At 61.9% G+C, this 18919-nt stretch carries 20 protein-coding genes; 14 read left to right on the top strand and 6 right to left on the bottom strand.

The annotated features are described in order from the left end of the window. The first annotated feature begins 15 nt into the window (after nt 1-15). Together NMAG_RS12430 and NMAG_RS12425 are read left to right on the top strand one after the other, a co-directional pair. On the top strand, nt 16-873 hold the full coding sequence (locus NMAG_RS12430) for an SDR family NAD(P)-dependent oxidoreductase (RefSeq protein ID WP_004215216.1): 858 nt from the start codon (nt 16-18) through the stop codon (nt 871-873). 14 nt (nt 874-887) lie between these two features. Then, nucleotides 888-2912: an AMP-binding protein gene (locus NMAG_RS12425; RefSeq protein WP_004215217.1), complete on the top strand. Its 2025-nt coding sequence runs from the start codon at nt 888-890 to the stop codon at nt 2910-2912. Nucleotides 2913-2963: 51 nt separating this feature from the next. Here NMAG_RS12425 and NMAG_RS12420 read toward each other — a convergent pair whose 3' ends face one another. Continuing rightward, nucleotides 2964-3803 (bottom strand): bacteriorhodopsin, encoded by an 840-nt coding sequence (locus NMAG_RS12420; RefSeq protein WP_004215218.1) that lies wholly within the window; start codon nt 3801-3803, stop codon nt 2964-2966. A 226-nt stretch (nt 3804-4029) separates the two neighbouring features. Here NMAG_RS12420 and NMAG_RS12415 point away from each other — a divergent pair, with 226 nt between their 5' ends. After that, nucleotides 4030-4494, top strand: coding sequence for a hypothetical protein (locus tag NMAG_RS12415; RefSeq protein ID WP_004215219.1), 465 nt, complete (start codon nt 4030-4032; stop codon nt 4492-4494). A gap of 125 nt (nt 4495-4619) precedes the next feature. Here the strand turns inward: NMAG_RS12415 and NMAG_RS12410 are convergent, their stop codons facing one another. Continuing rightward, the gene (locus tag NMAG_RS12410) at nt 4620-5057 is read right to left on the bottom strand and encodes an SHOCT domain-containing protein (protein WP_004215221.1); all 438 of its coding nucleotides are present in this window, start codon (nt 5055-5057) and stop codon (nt 4620-4622) included. 165 nt (nt 5058-5222) lie between these two features. Here NMAG_RS12410 and gatB point away from each other — a divergent pair, with 165 nt between their 5' ends. Then, nucleotides 5223-6719 (top strand): Asp-tRNA(Asn)/Glu-tRNA(Gln) amidotransferase subunit GatB, encoded by a 1497-nt coding sequence (gene gatB, locus NMAG_RS12405; RefSeq protein WP_004215222.1) that lies wholly within the window; start codon nt 5223-5225, stop codon nt 6717-6719. 101 nt (nt 6720-6820) lie between these two features. Further along, complete coding sequence (locus tag NMAG_RS12400; RefSeq protein ID WP_004215223.1) at nt 6821-7843, top strand: MBL fold metallo-hydrolase; 1023 nt, start codon at nt 6821-6823, stop codon at nt 7841-7843. Between the two features lie 179 nt (nt 7844-8022). On the opposite strand, the gene NMAG_RS12395 is transcribed toward NMAG_RS12400, so the two are convergent. Next, complete coding sequence (locus tag NMAG_RS12395) at nt 8023-8601, bottom strand: acyl-CoA thioesterase (protein ID WP_004215224.1); 579 nt, start codon at nt 8599-8601, stop codon at nt 8023-8025. A gap of 224 nt (nt 8602-8825) precedes the next feature. Between NMAG_RS12395 and NMAG_RS12390 the strand changes: the two genes are divergently transcribed. The 3 genes from NMAG_RS12390 (at nt 8826) to NMAG_RS12380 (ending at nt 11324) form a co-directional block, all read left to right on the top strand. Then, on the top strand, nt 8826-9482 hold the full coding sequence (locus NMAG_RS12390) for a plastocyanin/azurin family copper-binding protein (protein ID WP_004215225.1): 657 nt from the start codon (nt 8826-8828) through the stop codon (nt 9480-9482). A gap of 124 nt (nt 9483-9606) precedes the next feature. Next, entirely contained in the window at nt 9607-9741 is a 135-nt protein-coding gene (locus NMAG_RS12385) for a hypothetical protein (RefSeq protein ID WP_004215226.1), read from the top strand. 215 nt (nt 9742-9956) lie between these two features. Then, nucleotides 9957-11324, top strand: a complete 1368-nt coding sequence (locus NMAG_RS12380; protein ID WP_004215228.1) for an NAD(P)/FAD-dependent oxidoreductase — start codon at nt 9957-9959, stop codon at nt 11322-11324. A 129-nt stretch (nt 11325-11453) separates the two neighbouring features. On the opposite strand, the gene NMAG_RS12375 is transcribed toward NMAG_RS12380, so the two are convergent. Beyond that, nucleotides 11454-12317 carry a winged helix-turn-helix domain-containing protein gene (locus tag NMAG_RS12375; RefSeq protein WP_004215230.1) on the bottom strand — a complete coding sequence of 288 codons (864 nt, stop codon included), beginning with the start codon at nt 12315-12317 and terminating at the stop codon, nt 11454-11456. Between the two features lie 106 nt (nt 12318-12423). Between NMAG_RS12375 and NMAG_RS12370 the strand changes: the two genes are divergently transcribed. Next, nucleotides 12424-13179, top strand: a complete 756-nt coding sequence (locus NMAG_RS12370) for a CPBP family intramembrane glutamic endopeptidase (protein WP_004215231.1) — start codon at nt 12424-12426, stop codon at nt 13177-13179. Between the two features lie 57 nt (nt 13180-13236). Here the strand turns inward: NMAG_RS12370 and NMAG_RS12365 are convergent, their stop codons facing one another. Then, the gene (locus NMAG_RS12365) at nt 13237-13998 is read right to left on the bottom strand and encodes a metallophosphoesterase (protein WP_004215232.1); all 762 of its coding nucleotides are present in this window, start codon (nt 13996-13998) and stop codon (nt 13237-13239) included. Between the two features lie 15 nt (nt 13999-14013). Further along, the gene (artA, locus tag NMAG_RS12360; RefSeq protein ID WP_004215234.1) at nt 14014-15084 is read right to left on the bottom strand and encodes an archaeosortase A; all 1071 of its coding nucleotides are present in this window, start codon (nt 15082-15084) and stop codon (nt 14014-14016) included. 188 nt (nt 15085-15272) lie between these two features. Here artA and NMAG_RS12355 point away from each other — a divergent pair, with 188 nt between their 5' ends. The 5 genes from NMAG_RS12355 to NMAG_RS12335 all read left to right on the top strand — a co-directional run bounded on the left by NMAG_RS12355 (nt 15273) and on the right by NMAG_RS12335 (nt 18906). Beyond that, nucleotides 15273-15683 (top strand): DUF7124 domain-containing protein, encoded by a 411-nt coding sequence (locus tag NMAG_RS12355; RefSeq protein WP_004215235.1) that lies wholly within the window; start codon nt 15273-15275, stop codon nt 15681-15683. Next, entirely contained in the window at nt 15595-15903 is a 309-nt protein-coding gene (locus tag NMAG_RS21375; RefSeq protein WP_049939271.1) for a hypothetical protein, read from the top strand. The genes NMAG_RS12355 and NMAG_RS21375 overlap by 89 nt, the downstream gene beginning before the upstream one ends. A gap of 19 nt (nt 15904-15922) precedes the next feature. After that, nucleotides 15923-16843 (top strand): ArsR/SmtB family transcription factor, encoded by a 921-nt coding sequence (locus NMAG_RS12345; protein WP_004215236.1) that lies wholly within the window; start codon nt 15923-15925, stop codon nt 16841-16843. Between the two features lie 276 nt (nt 16844-17119). After that, nucleotides 17120-18037, top strand: a complete 918-nt coding sequence (locus NMAG_RS12340; protein WP_004215237.1) for an ABC transporter ATP-binding protein — start codon at nt 17120-17122, stop codon at nt 18035-18037. Further along, a complete protein-coding gene (locus NMAG_RS12335) occupies nt 18034-18906 on the top strand; it encodes an ABC transporter permease subunit (protein ID WP_004215238.1) in 873 nt (290 codons plus the stop codon). Before NMAG_RS12340 ends, NMAG_RS12335 begins: the two co-directional genes overlap by 4 nt. The last annotated feature ends 13 nt before the right edge of the window (nt 18907-18919 follow it).

Below are 18919 nucleotides of genomic sequence, written 5' to 3'. Positions count from 1 at the left end.
TTATCGTATACAGCTATGTCACAGCAACAGGTCGCGCCACCGTCGGTAACGCGCTCGGATATCCATACGATCGACGACGACTCGTTCACTGCACGGAACGTCTGTCTCGTTACCGGAGCGGGCTCTGGGATCGGTCGTGCAACCGCACTCGCCGCCGCCGGAAACGGGTTGACCGTCGCGGCGACAGATATCGACGAGGACGCACTCGCGGAAACGGTCGCCCGACGCAACGAACTCGATCTGCAGGGTGAAATCGAGCAAATCGTCGGTGACCTCACGGTCGACGACGACATCGAACAAATCGTCGAGACGGCCGCAAGCCACGGTGACATCAAGTACCTCGCGAACGTCGCCGGAATGCAACACATTGATGCGATCGAAAACTTCCCGATGGATGCCTACGATCGCATGCATCGGGTGATGGTTCGAGCACCGCTGTATCTCTCGAAACTGTGTCTTCCTCACTTCCGTGACACTGCGAGCGGTGATGGCTGTGTGGGGAACATGGCATCGGTCCACGGCCACTACGTCACGAGCGACAAGGTCGGGTACAACATCTCGAAATTCGGGCTACGCGGCCTCACACAGTCGATAGCGGCTGAAGGTGCAGGCGACGTTCGCTCGTTCTCGATCAGCACCGGGTACGTCCAGACGCCGCTCGTGATGGACCAACTCGAGGACACGGCCGAGCAGCGGGGCATCTCGGTCGACGAGGTGATTCAGGACGTGATGCTCGGCCAGTCCCGCGTCACAGAGATGATGGCGCCAATCGACGTCGGCAATCTCTTTGTGCTCGGCTTTTCCGAACTGGGCCGGCATCTGGACGGCGGCGACCTGTTGTTTGATGGGGGCATGACGCTAACGTACGAGTGAGAGTCACGATCACCATGACAGCGAACACGAGTCTCGACGACGTCGACGAAATCGTCCACGAACCCAGCCAGGAGTTCGTCGACGAGACGAACGTCGCCGAGTTCATGCAGACCTACGGGATCGGTGGGTACGAGGAGCTAATCGAACGAACGACGACCGATATTGCGGGAGAGCCAGACAGCGGCGTCGACTGGTTCTGGGACGAGATCGTCGACTACCTGGATATCGAGTTCTACGAAGACTACGAGACGGTCCGAGATGACGGCGATGGACCGCAGTTCACCGACTGGTACCCCGGCGGCGAACTCAACGTGGCACACAACGTGGTCGATCGCCACGCCGCTGTCGACGAAGAGCGCCGAAACAAGGTCGCCACCATCTGGGAAGGCGAGGACGGCAACGTGCGGGAGGTTACGTACCACGAACTCCGCCGGCAGTCGAACCAGGTCGCGAACGCCCTGGAACAGCGCGGCATCGAGACCGGCGATACGGTCGGGCTCTACATGCCGATGGTGCCGGAGGTCGTCTCGATCCTCTATGGCTGTTTCAAGGTCGGCGCGATCGCGGTCCCGATCTTCTCGGGCTTCGGCGTCGACGCTGCGGCGACGCGCATTGCGGATTCGGAGTGCTCCGTCCTCTTCACGGGTGACGGCTTCTACCGCCGCGGCGATCCGGTTTACCTCAAGGGCGCAGCAGACGATGCCATCGAGGAGGCGGGCTACGTCGAGGACACCATCGTCTTCGACCGCCTCGGTGCGAGCGACGACACCAGCGAACACGAGATTCCGTGGGACGACGTCCGCGACCAGTGGTGGGCCGACGCCGTCGATCCGCAGTCCGACGACTACGAGACGAAATCGGTTCCCTCGGGTCAGGAGTCTATGCTGCTGTACTCCTCTGGCACCACCGGCAAGCCGAAGGGGATCGTCCACACCCACGCCGGTGTGCAGGTCCAGTGTGCCAAGGAGGTCTACTTCGGAATGGACCTGAAGCCGTCCGACCGGTTCTTCTGGGTTTCGGACATCGGCTGGATGATGGGGCCGTGGACCCTCATCGGGACCCACACCTTCGGCGGTACTGTCTTCATGTACGAGGGCGCGCCGGACCACCCCGAACCGGACCGCTTCTGGGAGATGATCGACCGCCACAAACTCACCCAGTTCGGTATCTCTCCGACCGCAATTCGCGCCCTGCGAAAGCACGGGGACGAGTGGCTCGAGGGTCACGACCTCTCCTCGCTGCGCATCCTCGGTTCGACCGGCGAACCCTGGGACCCCGAATCCTGGCGCTGGTTCTACGAGCACGTCGGCGGCGGCGACTGTCCGATCATCAACATCTCCGGCGGCACCGAAATCTGTGGCTGCTTCCTGATGCCGATGCCGACCGAATCCCTCAAGCCCTGCACGCTCGGCGGGCCGGGGATCGGGATGGATATCGACATCGTCGACTCGTCGGGCGAGTCCGTCAAAGATGATCACGAACGCGGCTTCCTCGTCGCCCGCGACTCCTGTCCCTCCATGACCAAGTCGCTCTGGTCGGGCGACGAACGCTACCTGAACGAATACTGGTCGACGTTCGAGGAGCCGCCGATGTGGGACCACGGCGACTGGGCCCAGCAAGACGAGGACGGCTTCTGGTTCCTCCACGGCCGCGCCGACGACGCGCTGAACGTCGCCGGCCGGAAGGTCGGCCCCGCCGAAGTCGAGGGCGCGCTCATCGACCACGACGCGGTCAACCAGGCCGCCGCCATCGGCGCGCCGGACGACACCACCGGCACCGCGGTCGTCACCTACGTCATCCTCGAGGACAGCGTCGACGAAACCGACGACCTCCGCGAAGCGCTTCGGGGGCAGGTCGGCGAGGAACTCGGCAAGCCGTTCCGTCCCCGGGAAATCCTGTTCGTCGACGAATTCCCGAAAACGCAATCAGGCAAGATCATTCGCCGCGCTATCGAGGCAACCTACACCGGTGAAGACCTCGGTGACATGAGCAGCATCGAGAACCCGGCCGCACTCGAGGAACTCGAGGACGCACGGTAGCCGACCGACTGCGATTTCGCACACCGGGTTACAGGGGACCAGCGAACTGGATCAGTCGTCCGCGGGCGCACCGACGCCTTTCAGCGTCGACCCGTAGTCTGCGTCGGCGGTGATCGTCTCCGGTTCGTCGATGACGTACAGTACGATCAGCACGGTGACGATGTATTTGGTGATGACGTCCAGCACGCTGTAGCCCCAGGAGGTCATCCACACCTCGAGCAGGGCGAAGCCCTCGACGCCGAGCGCCCACAGGATCGGGTAGCCGAACCAGCCGACGACGGTGAGGATCTTTAGCTTCGTGAACAGGTCCGAGGTGCCGGTCCGTTCGGCTTCGCGGGTCCAGTCGACCAGGATAACGTAGACGATCACCAGGAAGAACGTCGAACTGAGCACGAACCACCACCAGCGCATGAGGTACGAGGAGGTGGTCAGCGCGGCCGCCAGACCGGTAACACACATCGCAATCGTCATCGCGCAGGTTGTCAGTATTTTCGTCAGGTTCGAGCCAGCGATCATCCCGAGCACGAGCAGGATGAACGGCGTGGAGAACGTCCAGGTGAGGTACCGGCCCCACATCGTGAGGACCTCCTCACCTGCGAGCGGGTGGCCCGCGGGCATCTCGATGAATCTCAACGTCAGACCCGACGTGAGCCCGGTGTAACTCGAGATCGAGACGATCGAGATCAACATGGTCGCGACGACGATCAGTTTCGTTCGTGGGTCGGTCACCCCTCTGGCCATCGCGACGATAAAGAGGATCGTCAGGCCTGCGAGGGCGATGTTCGCCACGAACGAGAGTGCGAGCAGGGTATCTTCGAACACGAACTCGAAAATTTCTCGCTGGGTTTCCGGTGTTTGCAGGACGATGTCCTGTACTCCGTTCAGTTTCATGACTATGAGTTTATGTTTGTGCCCAGACGATATGAAGGAGGTGCCGTACTAATAAGGGACTAGTTGAAGCCCCGCTCAGAGGCGGGAAGCACCGTTGCATCCCACGTCCACCTGCGGTGCAGTCGGGACCTCGCTCGCGCCGTTTGTGGCAGCGATTCAGGCCACAATTCATCCACTCGAATAACGACAACAATTAAACCAATCGTCGCTGAATCGATAGTTGCTGATGCCCTCCCGACGACGAACACTCGCACTCGGTGCCACACTGAGTACGACGGCGCTCGCTGGCTGTACCGCTCTGCGTTCCGAACCCGAGTATCTCACCCTACATTTCCTGAACTTCGACTCCGAACCGCATACGATCGCTGTCGAAATGCTTCGAGCCGACGCCGACCAGCACAGCGATGCCGTCGTGCTTCGAGAACAGTACGAACTCGGGACGCCGCCCGAGGACCGTACCGCAGAGCAACATACTGAGGCGGATCTGCTGGAGAGCGACCGCTATCTCGTTCGGGTCCATCTCGACAACGCGCCGGCGACGAGAGCGGCCTATCAGTACTACCCCGACTGCGAAGCGAGCGAGCGCACCGACGACGTACTGTTCATCGAGGCTCGAACCGAACGCGAGACTGGTGATCGGTATATCGAATTCAAACAGAGCCGGTGCACCCACAGTCCCGGCTGGTTCTGACTCACCGTTTGGCGTTTAGTGATGGCAACGGTGGTGGACTTCCCATACTAATTGACAAAATACGCATCGATCTCACAGCACACAGTTGATCGGACTCGTTCGAGAACTGCTGTCTGCAGCGTGTGTTAGTCGTGGTCCTCGAGAAGCGATCGCTCCTCATCGGTGGCGATGGCCGATGTCTTGTCGGGTTCACCGTCGCGGCCATGATCGTCGAGCAAGGCAGTAAGCCGTTGTTCGAACGTTTCCTCGTCGAGTTCACCGGCGACGTACTGCGCCCGGAGCGCCTCGACCGGGTCTGACTCCTCGTCGGTACTGTCCACGTCGTTGCCGCCGTTCGAGAGCACCTTGAGAGCCGCGATGAACGGAACGACGACGATAGCCAATCCAAAGAGGGCAGTGAGGATGCCCAGCGTCAGACTACCGAACTCGAGTCCCAGCGCGATCCCTGCAAAGACGATTCCGAGAACCATCGACAGCGCTGTCAAACCAACGAACACTGCGAACAGAGCTATCAGAACCGTTGTCCCCGGCGGCAGGTCGCGAAACCAGGCAGGGAGTTCCATACGAAATATTGTACATCCGACAGCATAATGGTTCGGAGTAGCCGCGCGACAGCCGGGTTCTCACGGCCAGTATCGGCAACCAGGGGTCGGTTTCCGATTGCATGCACGCGTGGCGGGAGCGCTATCCCGTTACGCTTTACCCCCACCGGGCCGAATCGTGGCTCAATGACTGCCCAAACCGTCCAGCAGGGCGACCTCGTAACCGTCATCGGGCTCGAGGTCCACGTCCAGCTGGAAACCGACACGAAGATCTTCTGTGGCTGCTCGACGGACCAGACCGACGAACCGAACGAGAACGTCTGCCCCGTCTGTCTCGGCCTCCCCGGCGCGTTGCCGGTGCTGAACGAGGGTGCCGTCGAAGCCGCTGTCAAGATCGGCAAAGCCATCGACGCCGACATCCCCGAAGAAACCCGCTTCCACCGGAAGAACTACTACTACCCCGACCTGCCCAAGAACTTCCAGATCACGCAGTACGACGAACCGATCTGCGCCGACGGCGACCTCGAAATCTCCGTCGAGGGCGAGCGCCGAACCGTGACGATCGAACGGGCGCACTTAGAAGAGGACCCCGGCAGCCTCCAGCACGTCGGCGGCGGTGGCGGCATCGACTCCGCCGATTACACGCTCGTCAACTACAACCGCGCTGGCACGCCCCTCATGGAAGTCGTCACCGCCCCTGACTTCCGCAGCCCCGGCGAGGTCCGCGCCTTTTTGGCTGAACTCGAGGAGGTACTCGAGTACCTCGGCGTCTTCGACGCGGAACGAGACGGCAGTCTCCGGATCGACGCCAACCTCTCGATTATCCCGGAAGACGAAATTGAGAGCGACGACGTGACGGAGATCGGTGAGGAGGCACTGGCGGCCGCGAACCGCACCGAGGTCAAGAACATCTCGAGTCACAAGGGTGCGGAGAAGGCGCTGGCCTACGAGGAGACACGCCAGAAGAACGCCATCCAGCGCGGCCGAGCGGTCGAACAGGAGACGCGCCACTGGGACGAGTCCCGTGGGATCACGGTCTCGATGCGCTCGAAGGAAGAAGAGAAGGACTACCGGTATTTCGAGGAGGCGGATCTGCCGCCGCTGCGGGTCTCTCACTGGAAAGACGAGATTTCGATTCCGGAACTCCCCTCGGCACGCCGGGAGCGCTTCCAGGACGAATACAGTCTGAGTGAGGAGGCTGCCTCGAAGCTTACCTCGACGAAGCAGGTGGCTGACTTCTACGAGGACATCGCGAGCGAGTTCGACCCGGATCTGGCTGCGACGTGGGTTGCGGACAACTTGCTCGGCGAACTCAACTACCGTGACATGGAGATTACGGGGATCGAGAGCCGTCTCGACGAAGTCACGCGACTCGTCGAACTCGTCGCGACGGACGAGATTACGGCGAAGAACGCCCGCGAAACTGTGCTGCGATCGATGCTCGACGACGGTCGGACTCCGGACGAGGTCGTCGCCGAGGAAGGACTCGGCAAGACGGGCGAGGACGAAGTGCAGCAGGCGGTCGTCGAAGCGATCGACGAGAACCCCGACGCGGTGGCAGACTACGAGTCTGGCGACGACGGCGCGATCAACTTCCTCGTCGGCCAGGTGATGCAAAAGACCGGCGGCAGTGCGGATCCGGGTGACGTGAATCAGCTGCTGCGAGCCGAACTCGACGACTGACGACCCACACAGCCTGCAGGAGCCCATTTTCACACCACGCCCGGACCGACTGCTGTTCCGATACCCTGTGAGTTATTAGCGCTCAACGGATCCCTGTCGGTATGGACCGCATTTCGCTGGGTAACGACGAGTTCGAAGGACACAACAACGCCTACGTGCTCGCAGACCCCGACAGCGACGCGCTCGCGCTCGTCGACACCGGGATCGCGACCCCCGACATCCGCGCAGACTTCGCGGACGGCCTCGCCGAACGCGGCTACGACTTCAGTGACGTCGACGACATCGTGCTCACGCACTTTCACGTTGATCACGCCGGGCTTGCCGGCGAAATTCAGGCTGAAAGCGGCGCGACGGTCTACGTCCACGAGGCCGACGCCCCGATGGTCGAACAGGAGCCCGACGCGCTCGCGGCCCTCGATGAGCGCCGGCGTGCGTACCTCGACGAGTGGGGTGTCCCTGAGGACTCGCAGGCGGAACTGCTCTCTTTCCTCGATTCCTCCGCCGAAATCGAGGGCGAACCCGCAGCCGTGACGACGATCGAAGACGGCGACGTACTCGAGGTCGGCGGCCGGACGCTCGAGGTGATCCACACGCCGGGCCACGCAGCAGGCCTCTGTTGCTACGAAATCCGGGATGGTCCGGAGACGGCCCACGCGGACGCCGTCGACGACGGTGCCGAGGCGTTCGTCGGCGACGCCATCCTGCCGGTGTACACCCCGAATGTGGGCGGTGCAGACGTTCGCGTCGAACGGCCACTCCAGCAGTACCTCACGGCGCTTCGCCGACTCGCCGACCGCGACTACGACCGCATCTGGCCCGGTCACCGCGATCCGATCGACGAGCCGACCGATCGTGCGCTGACCATCGCCGAGCACCACCGTGAGCGAACCGAGAACGTCCTCGACGTGCTCGCCGAGCACGGCCCGGCGGACGCCTGGACCGTCAGCGCCCACCTGTTCGGTGACCTCGAAGGGATCCACATCGTCCACGGGCCTGGCGAGGCTTACGCCCATCTGGATCACCTGCGCCACGAAGGCGTCGTCGAGTTCGACGACGGCGAGTATCGACTCATCGACAATGCAGACGATGTCGAGATCGATCACGTGGTGACGGCCGACGACTGAGACGGACCGTCTGAGCGGACGCAGTGATTGTCCTGAACGTGCGCCGCCACCCCTATCCTCAAATCCCCCTCGACTCCTCAAATCGCCCTCAAATCCCCTCGGCTCCTCAAATCGCCCTCAAATCCCCTCGACTCCTCAAATCGCCCTCAAACCGTGCTCAAATCGCGCTTAAATCGCCCTCAAATTCCGCCCTGAAGCGCGACAACAGCATCCCGGAACGCATCCGGAATCCGGATCGGTTCCTCCGTTTCCAGGTCGACGCCAACGTGGGTGACCGTCCCCTCGGCGAGAATTGGCTCGCCAGTTTCGTTCGCGTCTCCCCCATCCGGTCCGTCTGTATCTGACTCATCCAATTCGTCTCTGTCTGTCCCATCCGATTCGCCTCTCTCCTCCGACTCCAACTCGAGTTCCGCACGCTCACGCCGACCCTCGTCTCGCCCCACCCGCCGCACGCGATACTCGAAGGTGATACTCGAGTTGCCCACCTCGACGACGCGGGCCTCGTTCATCAGACGGTCGCCGAACTGCGCGCCGTCACGATAATTGAGTTCTGCGTTGACGACGTGGATCTGCCAGCCGTCGTCGACCATCTCTTCGTAGCCGTACTCGAGTTCACGGAGGTATGCAGAGATGGCCTCGTCCTGGAAGGTGAAGTACTCGCCGTAGAAGACGATTCCCTGGAGGTCTGTTTCGGCGAAGCGAACGCGGTTTTCGAAGACCGGCTGAAACGTCGCCTCAGTCTTGTCATCAGTTGCCATACTAGCAGGGCCAGTGGAATCGGTAAAGTCGTACCGGCTGCGGCAGGCGAGCGGTTGTTGGAGTTGTGGCTCGCGACTTGTGGCCCGTGACTCGTGACGTGTTTCTACTGAGATGTGAGAGACGTATTGCTGATCTGGTATAACTCCACAGGCGGGGATTGCTCACAGACAAACGGTTGGTGTGAAGGCCGCGGCGCTTTCCCTTCGTCTCGCGGAAGGGCGGTATGCGACAACTCGATCGGCGGACGGCGCTCAAGGGAATCGGTATCACAACATCGCTCGTCGGGTTCGGCGGTGTCGTGGCCGGCGAGAACGAGGACGACGACGAACGCGGGGAGCCCGAGTTCGGCGACTGGCTCGAAGACGTCGACGAACCGGCGGACGAAACTGGCGAGGACGAGGTCGAAATCGCCGTCGGGGCGGGCGACAATGGAAACCGATTCGATCCCGAGGCCGTTCGGATTTCCGAGGGAACGACGGTCGTCTGGGAGTGGACCGGCGACGGGGGTTCACACGATGTCGTCCACGATCCCGATGCAGAGGAGGAGCAACTCGAGAACGGTGGCGATAGCGATGACGTCAATAACGATGATACTGAAGAGGACGACGTCGACGAAGACGACGATCTGGAACCCGAATTCGAGACTGACCTCACTGAGGAAGAAGGGCACACGTTTGAACACGAGTTCGACGAAGCGGGGACCTACCTCTACGTCTGTACAGCGCACGAACCCGACGGAATGCGAGGTGCGATCGTTGTTGCGGAAGACGAGGACGAGGATGAGGATGAGTCCGAAGATGAAAATGGAGATCAGGATGCAAACGGCGACGGCGATCAGGTGGACGAGAACGATGATGGAAACCAAACCGGGGACGACTAACAGCCACAACGACGCAGTTAGTCCGGCCTCTGTCCACGCCAGCTGATCAGAACGACATCAGGTGAGACGTGCGAACTGACAATGCCGGTCATACTACTACCATCCTGTCCGTTGAGTACCCACTATGGTCAGACTATCGACAGTCGTCATCCTCGTCGGTATCGGATTGCTCTTCGTCCCAATCCCTCCGATCGCTACCATTCTGGGCGTGATCGTAATTCTCCTCGGGATCATCCTCAGGATTGGGACCGATCTGTGAGAAAGGGGGACGAAACGCCCAAGTACGCCGACCCCAGCCCCAATCGTCCAGAGAGTAGGCGAGAAAGCCCACGACTTCAGTCGTGGGTGGACGTCACTCCCTCCCATCGCCAGCTTTCGCTGGAAATCCATGGTAACCCACCGGCCACACTCGAGTCCCTCGTTAGGTCGAGCGTTTATTCCCTGGCCGTCCAATGGTGAGGTAGACAGAGACAGATGCAGTCGACTCCTCGAGTACTCGTCGTCGGTGGTGGCCTTGCTGGACTCGTTGCCGCACGGCATCTCGCTGGCGGTGGTGTTACCGTTTCGCTGCTCGAACGACGCGACACGGTCGGTGGCCGGGTCCGGACGATTGAGCGGGATGGCTTTCGGTTCGATCGGGGCTTTCAGGTGCTGTTTACCGCCTATCCTGCGGTGCAGCGTGAACTCGATCTCGAGGCGCTCGACCTGCGAGCGTTCGCGCCGGGAGCGACGATTGCTCGGCCGGGCCACCGGTCGACGCTGTCGGACCCGCTCCGTGAGCCGCGTGCCGCCCTCAGTACGCTGCTCAATCCCGACATCACGGTCGGCGACAAGCGCCGTGTGCTCTCGCTGTGGCGAGAGCTCCGCGGACGCGAACACGATCCCGACGCGGTGTTCGCGGCCGACCGTAGCGAGGACACGACGATCGATCAGTTCCTTCGCGACCGCGGCTTTTCGGATCGGTTTCGCGAGCGCTTCGTAGCACCGTTCTACGGCGGTATCACTCTCGATCGCTCGCTCTCGACGTCGAGCCGCGTCTTCGAGTACACGTTCGCGGCGCTCGCATCCGGTTCGACCGCGGTTCCCGCTGCGGGGATGGGTGCTATTCCGGCACAACTCGCAGATCGTGCCAGAGCAGTTGGTGCGACGATCGAAACAGGGTGCGAGGTTGAAACGATTGAGTATCGAGAGCGTGACGAGACTGTCACCGTCTCGCTCGAGGACGGTGATGATGACAATAACGGCGACAGCGACGACAGCCACGAGAGCGACGACAACCACGACGGCGGAACAGCCAACCGTGACGTCGACGCCGTCATTGTCGCGGCCGACCCGCCGACAGCCCAGTCACTCACCGGCGTGTCGGCAATCCCAACCGAGGGCCGGGCGTCTACGACGCAGTACTATCGGCTCTCTGGTCGAACCACGCTGAATACCGGTCGGCGGCTCCTCTTGAACGCCAGCGACGACGGCCCCGTCCACGTCGTTCCCCACAGCGAGGTCGCACCCGAGTACGCACCGCCCGACGAGACGCTTCTGAGCGCGACCTATCTCGGTCACCGCGAGGAGAGCGACCAGGAACTCACGGATCGAACGCAGGCGGCACTCGAGTCCTGGTACCCAGAGCGAGCCGTCGGTGAACTCGAGCCGGTACACACCGAGCGTATCGAATTCGCCCAGTTTGCCCAGCCGCCAGGCGTGTACGAGCGCTTGCCGGACGTGCGCGATCCCGAGGGGCCGGTGTATCTTGCTGGCGACTACACGCGCTGGTCGTCGATTCAGGGCGCAATGGAGAGCGGCCGGCAAGCGGCGAGAGCGGTGCTCAAGGACCTGTCGAGGTGATCGGTGGTGACGGCTTCTCAGCCGTCGATTGGTCAATTATAGAGACCTGCGCGCTGTTCAGTATCAGGGGGTACTGTCGCCACGTGGGGCCCAAACGTTGCCAGGGCGTAGATCCAGATCGGACATCGTTCAGGATTCGTGCCACTGCTCGAGGGAACCATCGTCGCGGAGCTCGACGACGAGCGTTGCCTCCTCGAGTGAGATTGTGACGTTGGCCCCGCCGTCCTCGAGAAGATTGACATCGCTCAGGTTCACCAGTGAATTCGAGCCGAGGTGGGTGGCTGGCGGCTCAAGGTCGTGAGCGGCGTACAACGCGTGGACAGCGGGATGTGAAACGAGCAGTTCGGGAACTGGGAGCGGGTAGGACATCCAGCACTCCTCACAGGCTGCTGTCGCGTAGACGGTGTCATACTGAAGGATGAATTCGGGAATCTCCTCGTATGGCAGAGAGAGGGTGGCTGGACCCCAGCAGTACGGACAGACGCCGCGACGAAGCGACTCGACGTGGGCTGCGTGTCGCTGGAGTACGAGATCGACCACCGTCTCGAGTGAATGGTGGGCGGCAGCGATCGGCGGGACGGGATAGCCCATCGCAACGCCATGGTCTGAACAGGAAAGCGTCAGCATGTGGTTGTGGTGACGGGCGAGCAGCGACTGGGCGCAGTGAGGACAGGACGCGTCAATAGTCGTCTCGCGAGTCGTCGTGTCGTCGTACGTACCAGCGCGGATCGCAGTTACGACCTCGAGCGCAGCGATCGTCGGCCGGTACTGTTCGCGCTCCTTGACGACGAACTGATCCTGTAGCTTCCCGAGATGGTAGCTGAATCGGCTCGTGTCGTCGACGCTGACCCGCTCACAGAGTGCACTAAAGGAGAGCCACCCGGACGACCACGCCTCATCGTAGTGGTCGGCCAGTTCGAACAGAATCTCGAGTCGCGTCTCGTCACCGAGGGCCGCGTACGCATCGTTGGGGACGGAGTACTCCGGAGGCACGACTCGCGTATCGTCTCCTGTCCGAATAGTTGTTGCGAACCTGTCAACCACTCAACTTAAATGTCATACAGATAACAATTATTGTGTCAGGTTCCAACGAATCGGTATGGCTGAGACAACCCAACAACGTGGTGGTACCGACACTCCAACTGACCGCTCCGGACGCACTCGGGCACTGGCCGTCGTCGCGGCGCTCAGTCTTGCAGCAGTGGTCGCCAACACCGCAGCCAGCGTACTCACTCTTCGGATGGGTGACTTCGGCAACGAGAGCCTGGCGTTTGCACAAAATCTGCTTGCAATCCAGATGTCGTTTCTTGTTGTCGGCGTTGGCTACCTGTGGTACCGACCGGGGATGACGGTCTCAGTTCGGTGGCCGACTCGAGACGAATTGGCTCTGGCCGGTGGGGGTCTTGTGGCCGGACTGGTCGCTGTGGCACTCTCGTTTGCCAGCACCGATGTAGTGGTTCCCGCTCTCGAGTTGTGGCCAGATTTCACGGCATATTCGGGATACAATGTCTCCTCACTGTCGGTGTTGGTTCTCGGAGCAGTGCTCTCACTGCTCATCGTCGGTCCCGTCGAGGAGTTCCTCTTTCGGGGTGTGATTCAGGGGCGACTTCGTGCAGTATTCGGGCCGGTCGCGGCCATCGGCCTCGCGAGCTTCGTCTTCGCGTTCTTTCACTTCTACCCGATTCTCCTGCTCGAGGCACCCACTACGGTCATTGCCCACATGACCGTTTACTACTCCGTGATGGGGGCAATCTTCGGCGTGGTCTACGAACGGACGGGAACGCTCGTCGTCCCGGCGCTGGTCCACGGCGCGTTCAATGCCGTGCTGTTTCTCAGTGCGGTGCCGTTCGTGTAGGCAACAGCATAAAGTCGGCACTCACGGAGGCGACAGTAGCCGTCGACACTGACGGTGCTACAACAGTCGCCGACACTCCCCAAGCGGCGGAAACCACAGCGACTCCCCAGCGCCGTCGTCCCAGACGATCGGGTGGAAGGCGTCCGCATCCGTTACGAGCGGCGACTGAAAGTCGCGAGCACGCATCCCGTTCACCGTCGCCCCACCCGCAAGTTCGGTAAACGCCGGTAGCATCAGCACGTCTGCCCCATCGTAGGCCGCTGGTCCAAACAAAAAGCACGGCTTCTTTCGGCCCTCGATCGACAGCGCCGGGTGATCGTGGCCGACGACGTACAGGTCTGCCTCACGGTCCGGTTCCTCGTGTCCGTGGCAGACGGCAATTGCGGTGGTCTCGAGTTCGCGTTTGTGTACGTCTTCGTGCTCGAGTTCCCACACTGGCTGCGTCTCACCTTCGAACACCGACGACAGCATCGAATCGTGGTTTCCCGGCGTTACGATCAGTGCTGCACCCGCCGACTCGACGGTGGACTCGAGTACCCCCAGTGATTCTTCGACACCTTGTGGGACGTAGTCGAACGCGTGCAGGAGGTCGCCGGCGACGACGACGGTCGTTGCGCCGGTGTACTCGAGAAGCGTAGCGAGTCGCGACTGGATATTCTCGGTGGCGTCGATGGGTGCGTCGACGGCGGAGGAACGGCCGCGACCGAGGTGGAGGTCGGCGATGACGAGCGTCTCGGCAGCGGGGATGAAGGCGGCGCGCGAGCGGAGCGTGAACGAGCGGTCAGTGCCGGTATCGTTGGTATCGGTGGCGGACGTCACTGGCGGTAGCGGTGCTTACTGCTCGAGCGCACTTGGGGCGTTCGCCGGCCGATACTCCTCGACGTTCAGCGCCTCGAAGAGGTCGTACTCGTTACCCGTCAGGACGAAGAGTACGTCCTCCAGCGGCGCGAGCACTTCCGGGACGAGTTTGACGACGAGGTAGGTAATCCCGATGAGCGCGACGACCGACAGCGCCTGGGCGATGTAGTTGTGCGCGACGAGGAACGAGACCCGGTTGGCTTCTGCGCCCATGTAGGTTGTCATGAACGAGACGACCCAGTCCTGCTGGAACCAGCCCCACGGCGAGGCGAGGCCGATGAAGACGTTTCGGAGGAGGTTGAGGAACCAGATGACGCCGATCGCCATCACGAACGCCGGAACCTTCCGCTTGAGTGGGGCGCTGACCGAAGCGATCAGTCCCCCAAAGATCGCCATGCTTCCGATTCCAGTACAGGCGAGGATGATGTACGTCGTTCGTCCCGTTACTGTCTCGTCAGGGTCGAAGTCGAACCGACTCTGGTAGCCGTTCGCCCCCTCGTTGATGCCCGGACTATGGCCGAGCAGTTCCATTCCGTAATGGGTCTGGATCGCCGTCGTTTCGATCAGCCACGTGCGAACGACCGGAATCGTCTCGACGGGGAGGTAGATCACCCCCATGAGCGCCACGGCTTTCGAGAGCAAGAGGAGCGATTGCCGGCCGGTGTAGAGCAGGTAGGCAACGTAGACACACAGCGGAAGGGCGACGACCGTCAGAATCGTCTGCAGCGGGCTCTGCATCTCGTAGTAGTAGTACGGAAACATCGTGAGCCAGAAGACGCCGAAGACGACCCACGCGGCCGCCGCAAGCTGGCGCGCGCCATCGACGGCACCGTTCCACTGGAGGACGACCGCGGCGAGGAACGCGCCGATTGCGAGCCACGCGAGCACGTCAGTCAGCGGCGAATCGATGAGCGTCGACGCGATTGCGGGACCGGAGACGGAGCCCGACGCGGATGCGAACGCGAACACGGACGAAACCGCAGCGTCGCCTGCGAACTCGAGACCGGCGGCCGATATCCCGTCGGCCCCGGCTGATGCGGGCGGCATAGGTAAGCGAATCCGAAGGACTCTCTCGCTATCAACTTGACGCCTCGCACGCGATATGTCTGTTCAGTACCACTACTCCGATCTGCCGTTCCGGTGCCGGACACTGGTACTCGAGTACCCTGCTCGTGGGCACCCGACGAGTCGGACGTATCGAAGCCGTTTTCCCCAGTGCGCCGTTTTGAGACAGTATGAACGGCGGTAGCGACATGACCCTGGCGTTCGAACTCGAGGCGCTCAAGAAGTTCGCCTCGCCGGAGAGTGTCTTCGAGGACGCACGCGGCTGGACCGAGTACATCGGCGTGGTCTCTGAAAAGCCGACCTACGTCGTGACGAACTTCACCCGAAAGAACCGCATCCGACAGGATTTCTTTTCGGGTCCGCGCGGGAAGGCAGAGAGTCTCGAGGGTGTCAAAGATCAGTTCGATACCGACCGCTACGTCTATATCGGTGTCGACGACGAGGACGAACAGTTAGCCGAGGAGGTCGACTGGGAGTATCTCGCTGTCGACGATGCCGCAGAGGCAGCGGACTGGATTCTCGCGACGAACGTCGAGGAGGAAGAAGACGATACTGAACCGGTTCGAGACGACTGGCCCTGAAGCTGGTATCGATGGCACCGACGGCATCGACGGCATCGACGGAACCGACGGAACCGACGGAACCGACGGCATCGACGGCATCGACGGCATCGACGGCATCGACGGCATCGACGGCATCGACGGAACCGATACCACCAGCGAGACGACACTCCAGCTGCGATCGGACGCAGCGCTGAACGGCCCCCTCCGTTCGCTCCAGAACTCGTCAGAGCAGGATTGACGAGTGGAGGCCAAAATCAATGACTTCGATAGACGAGGCGCGTATCGATCCGGATGTTGTCGAGTCGATCAGTGCGCTCGGAAACCGAACGCGGCTCGAGATTCTGCTTGCGTTGGCCGAAGTGGAACGGGAACGAAAGGAACAGTGGCCCCGTCTGTCGTTTACGGAGCTCTACGACGCCGTCGGTGTCGAGAGCACGTCACAGTTTTCGTACCATCTGGACCGACTCGTCGGTCACTTCGTCGCCGAAACAGCGGACGGCTACCGGTTGACGTACGGTGGTGACAAGATCGTCCGAACGATTCTCTCCGGACTGTACGAGAGCACCAGCTCGTTCGACGACACCGCTGTGGACGGCGTCTGTGTATTCTGCGAGGCATCCTCGCTCGTCGCGATGGTCGACGAGGAGCAGTTCCGCATCCGCTGTGACGGGTGTGGATCGACGCTCCTGATTGACCTGCTCCCTCGAAGCCAGACACGTCACAGATCGGCCTCGGAGATCATCGATAGCGTCGGTCGTCGAATCTGGGTCACGGGGATGCTGGTTCGGGGATCGGTCTGTCCGGAATGCTATGGGTGGGTCGATACCAGTGTCACTTCCCACCGCCACGACGGCCGAACGCTCTACACGCTCGGATGCACGTGCCGCGAGTGCTGGCTCACAATTCACGTGCCGCTCGAAGTGGTTGCGGCGGCACACCCCGCCGCCGTCGGCTTCTTCTGGGAACACGGAATCTCCGTGCCGGAACTGCCCCTCTGGGAATTTTTCGAGTTCCTCATCACGGATGTCGTGACGACCGATGTCAACACTCTCGACCCACTCGAGGCGACGGTCGAGTTCACGGTCGACCACGAGACGCTCCAACTCGAGATGCTCGACGTGAGCGATTCGCTGCGGGTGGCTCCCGTCCGGGCCGACGAGCGCTGTAACACCCACTGAGGGGAGTGCTGCCCAACCGAACAGAGATCCGTGGTATGCGGTTCAGAGGAGCGAATCGAGTGAGGGCCGTGAGCAGTGCGATCGATGCGTGAACTGCTGTCGCTTGTACTGGAGCCGCCGGTGTTGGCCTGTCTGTCTGACTCAAACAAATTTGAGTAGCGCCGCTGTCAATATGTTCGGATGATGACAATATTTATTTCGATCGCCGCGTATGAACGTATATGCTCTCTGTCTCACCGATACTGCACGAGATACTGACACTCCAGGAGGGTGGGTATGGCGGCGATTGAACTCACCGGGCTGACGAAACGCTTCGGCGATGTCGTCGCTGTCGACGGACTCGACCTCACCGTCGAAGAGGGCGAAATATTCGGCTTTCTGGGACCGAACGGTGCAGGCAAGTCGACGACGATCGACATCCTGCTCGATTTCATCCGACCGACCGACGGGACAGCGACCGTGCTGGGCCACGACGCCCAGTCGGCCGGACAGACCGTTCGGAGCCGAACCGGTGTTCTTCCGGACGGCTATCACGTCTACGACCGACTCACCGGGCGACAGCACGTCGAGTTTGCCGTCAAGATGAAAGGCGTCGACGACGATCCGGCGGCGCTACTCGAGCGCGTCCGGATCGCTGACGCGGCCGACCGGAAGGCCGGCGGCTACTCGAAGGGGATGCGCCAGCGGCTTGTCCTGGCGATGGCGCTGGTCGGCGACCCCGATCTGTTGATCCTCGACGAACCGTCGACTGGACTGGACCCGAACGGGGCCCGGGAGATGCGTGAGATCATTCGCGAGGAAAACGACCGCGGTACGACGGTGTTCTTCTCGAGTCACGTCATGGAACAGGTCGAGGCAGTCTGCGATCGTGTCGCGATCATCAATCGGGGACGACTCGTCGCCGTCGATACCATCGACGGCCTCCGGGATTCGACCGAGACCGGCGAGACGCTGACCGTCTACGTCGCCGAACTCGACGAGGGAGTTCTCGAACGCGTTCGGGAACTCGAGGGCGTGGGTGACGCGTCGATCGACGACGGCCGGCTACGAGTGACCGTCGACGGCGACTCGAAGTTCGCCGTCCTGCACGCGATCGACCAGGAAGCGGGAGTGCAGGACTTCTCGGTTACTGAATCGTCGCTGGAGGATCTGTTCGTTCGGTACACGTCGGAAGACCAGGAGGTCGAGGCATGACCTGGCGCATCGTCGCGACGAAGGATTTTCGCGACGCCGTGCAGTCGCGAGCACTGTGGGCGCTCGTCTCCGTCTTCGTCGTGCTCTCGATGGTTTCTACGTACGCGTACGTCGAGGTCCCCGAGCTGTTCGGTTCGCCGGAAGGAGCAACGTTCGGCGGCCTGCTCTTCTTTACCGTCGGACTCGTCGGGCTGTTCGTTCCACTCGCGGCGATCGTCGTCTGCTACAAATCGCTCGCCGGCGAGCGCGAACTCGGTAGCATCAAGCTCTTGCTCTCCTTGCCGACCACTCGCGGCCGGGTCTTCGCCGGGAAAGTCGTCGGACGGGCTGGCGTCCTCGCGTTTGGGCTTGGCGTCGGACTCGTCGTCGGACTCGGATTCGGTGCCGTACTGCTCGGCGAGATCGACGCCGTCGCCCTCGCGGTGTTCGTCCTCGTTACGCTGTCGTTTGCGGCCGTCTACGCGGCCGTCGTCGTCAGCATCTCGGCGATGACGGGATCGACATCGCGGGCGACGACGCTGGCACTCGGCTTCTTTGTCGTGTTCGAACTGCTGTGGGACGTGGTCCCGATGGGAATTCTCTACGTCGTTAACGGGTTTTCGTTCCCGTCGACAGTGCCGGACTGGACGTTCACCGTCACGCAACTCTCGCCGTCGTCCGCGTACCTCTCGTCGATCGTCGCGCTGTTGCCTGACCTCGCGGAGACGGCCGGCGCTGAACCGGCCCAGACCGGCGCTGGCGTCGAGGTAACGGCCGCGGAAGCTGAGCCCCTCTATGCGAGTCCGGAAATCGGGATCGTGATTCTCGCTCTGTGGCTGCTCGTTCCACTCGCCGTCGGCTACGCCAGGTTTGTCGCAGCCGATCTCTGAGCGAATCGAGTCG

The organism is Natrialba magadii ATCC 43099 (assembly GCF_000025625.1).
GTDB classification, from domain to species: domain Archaea; phylum Halobacteriota; class Halobacteria; order Halobacteriales; family Natrialbaceae; genus Natrialba; species Natrialba magadii.
Note: the sequence above shows the minus strand (reverse complement) of the source record. Positions and strands in the feature narration are given on the sequence as shown.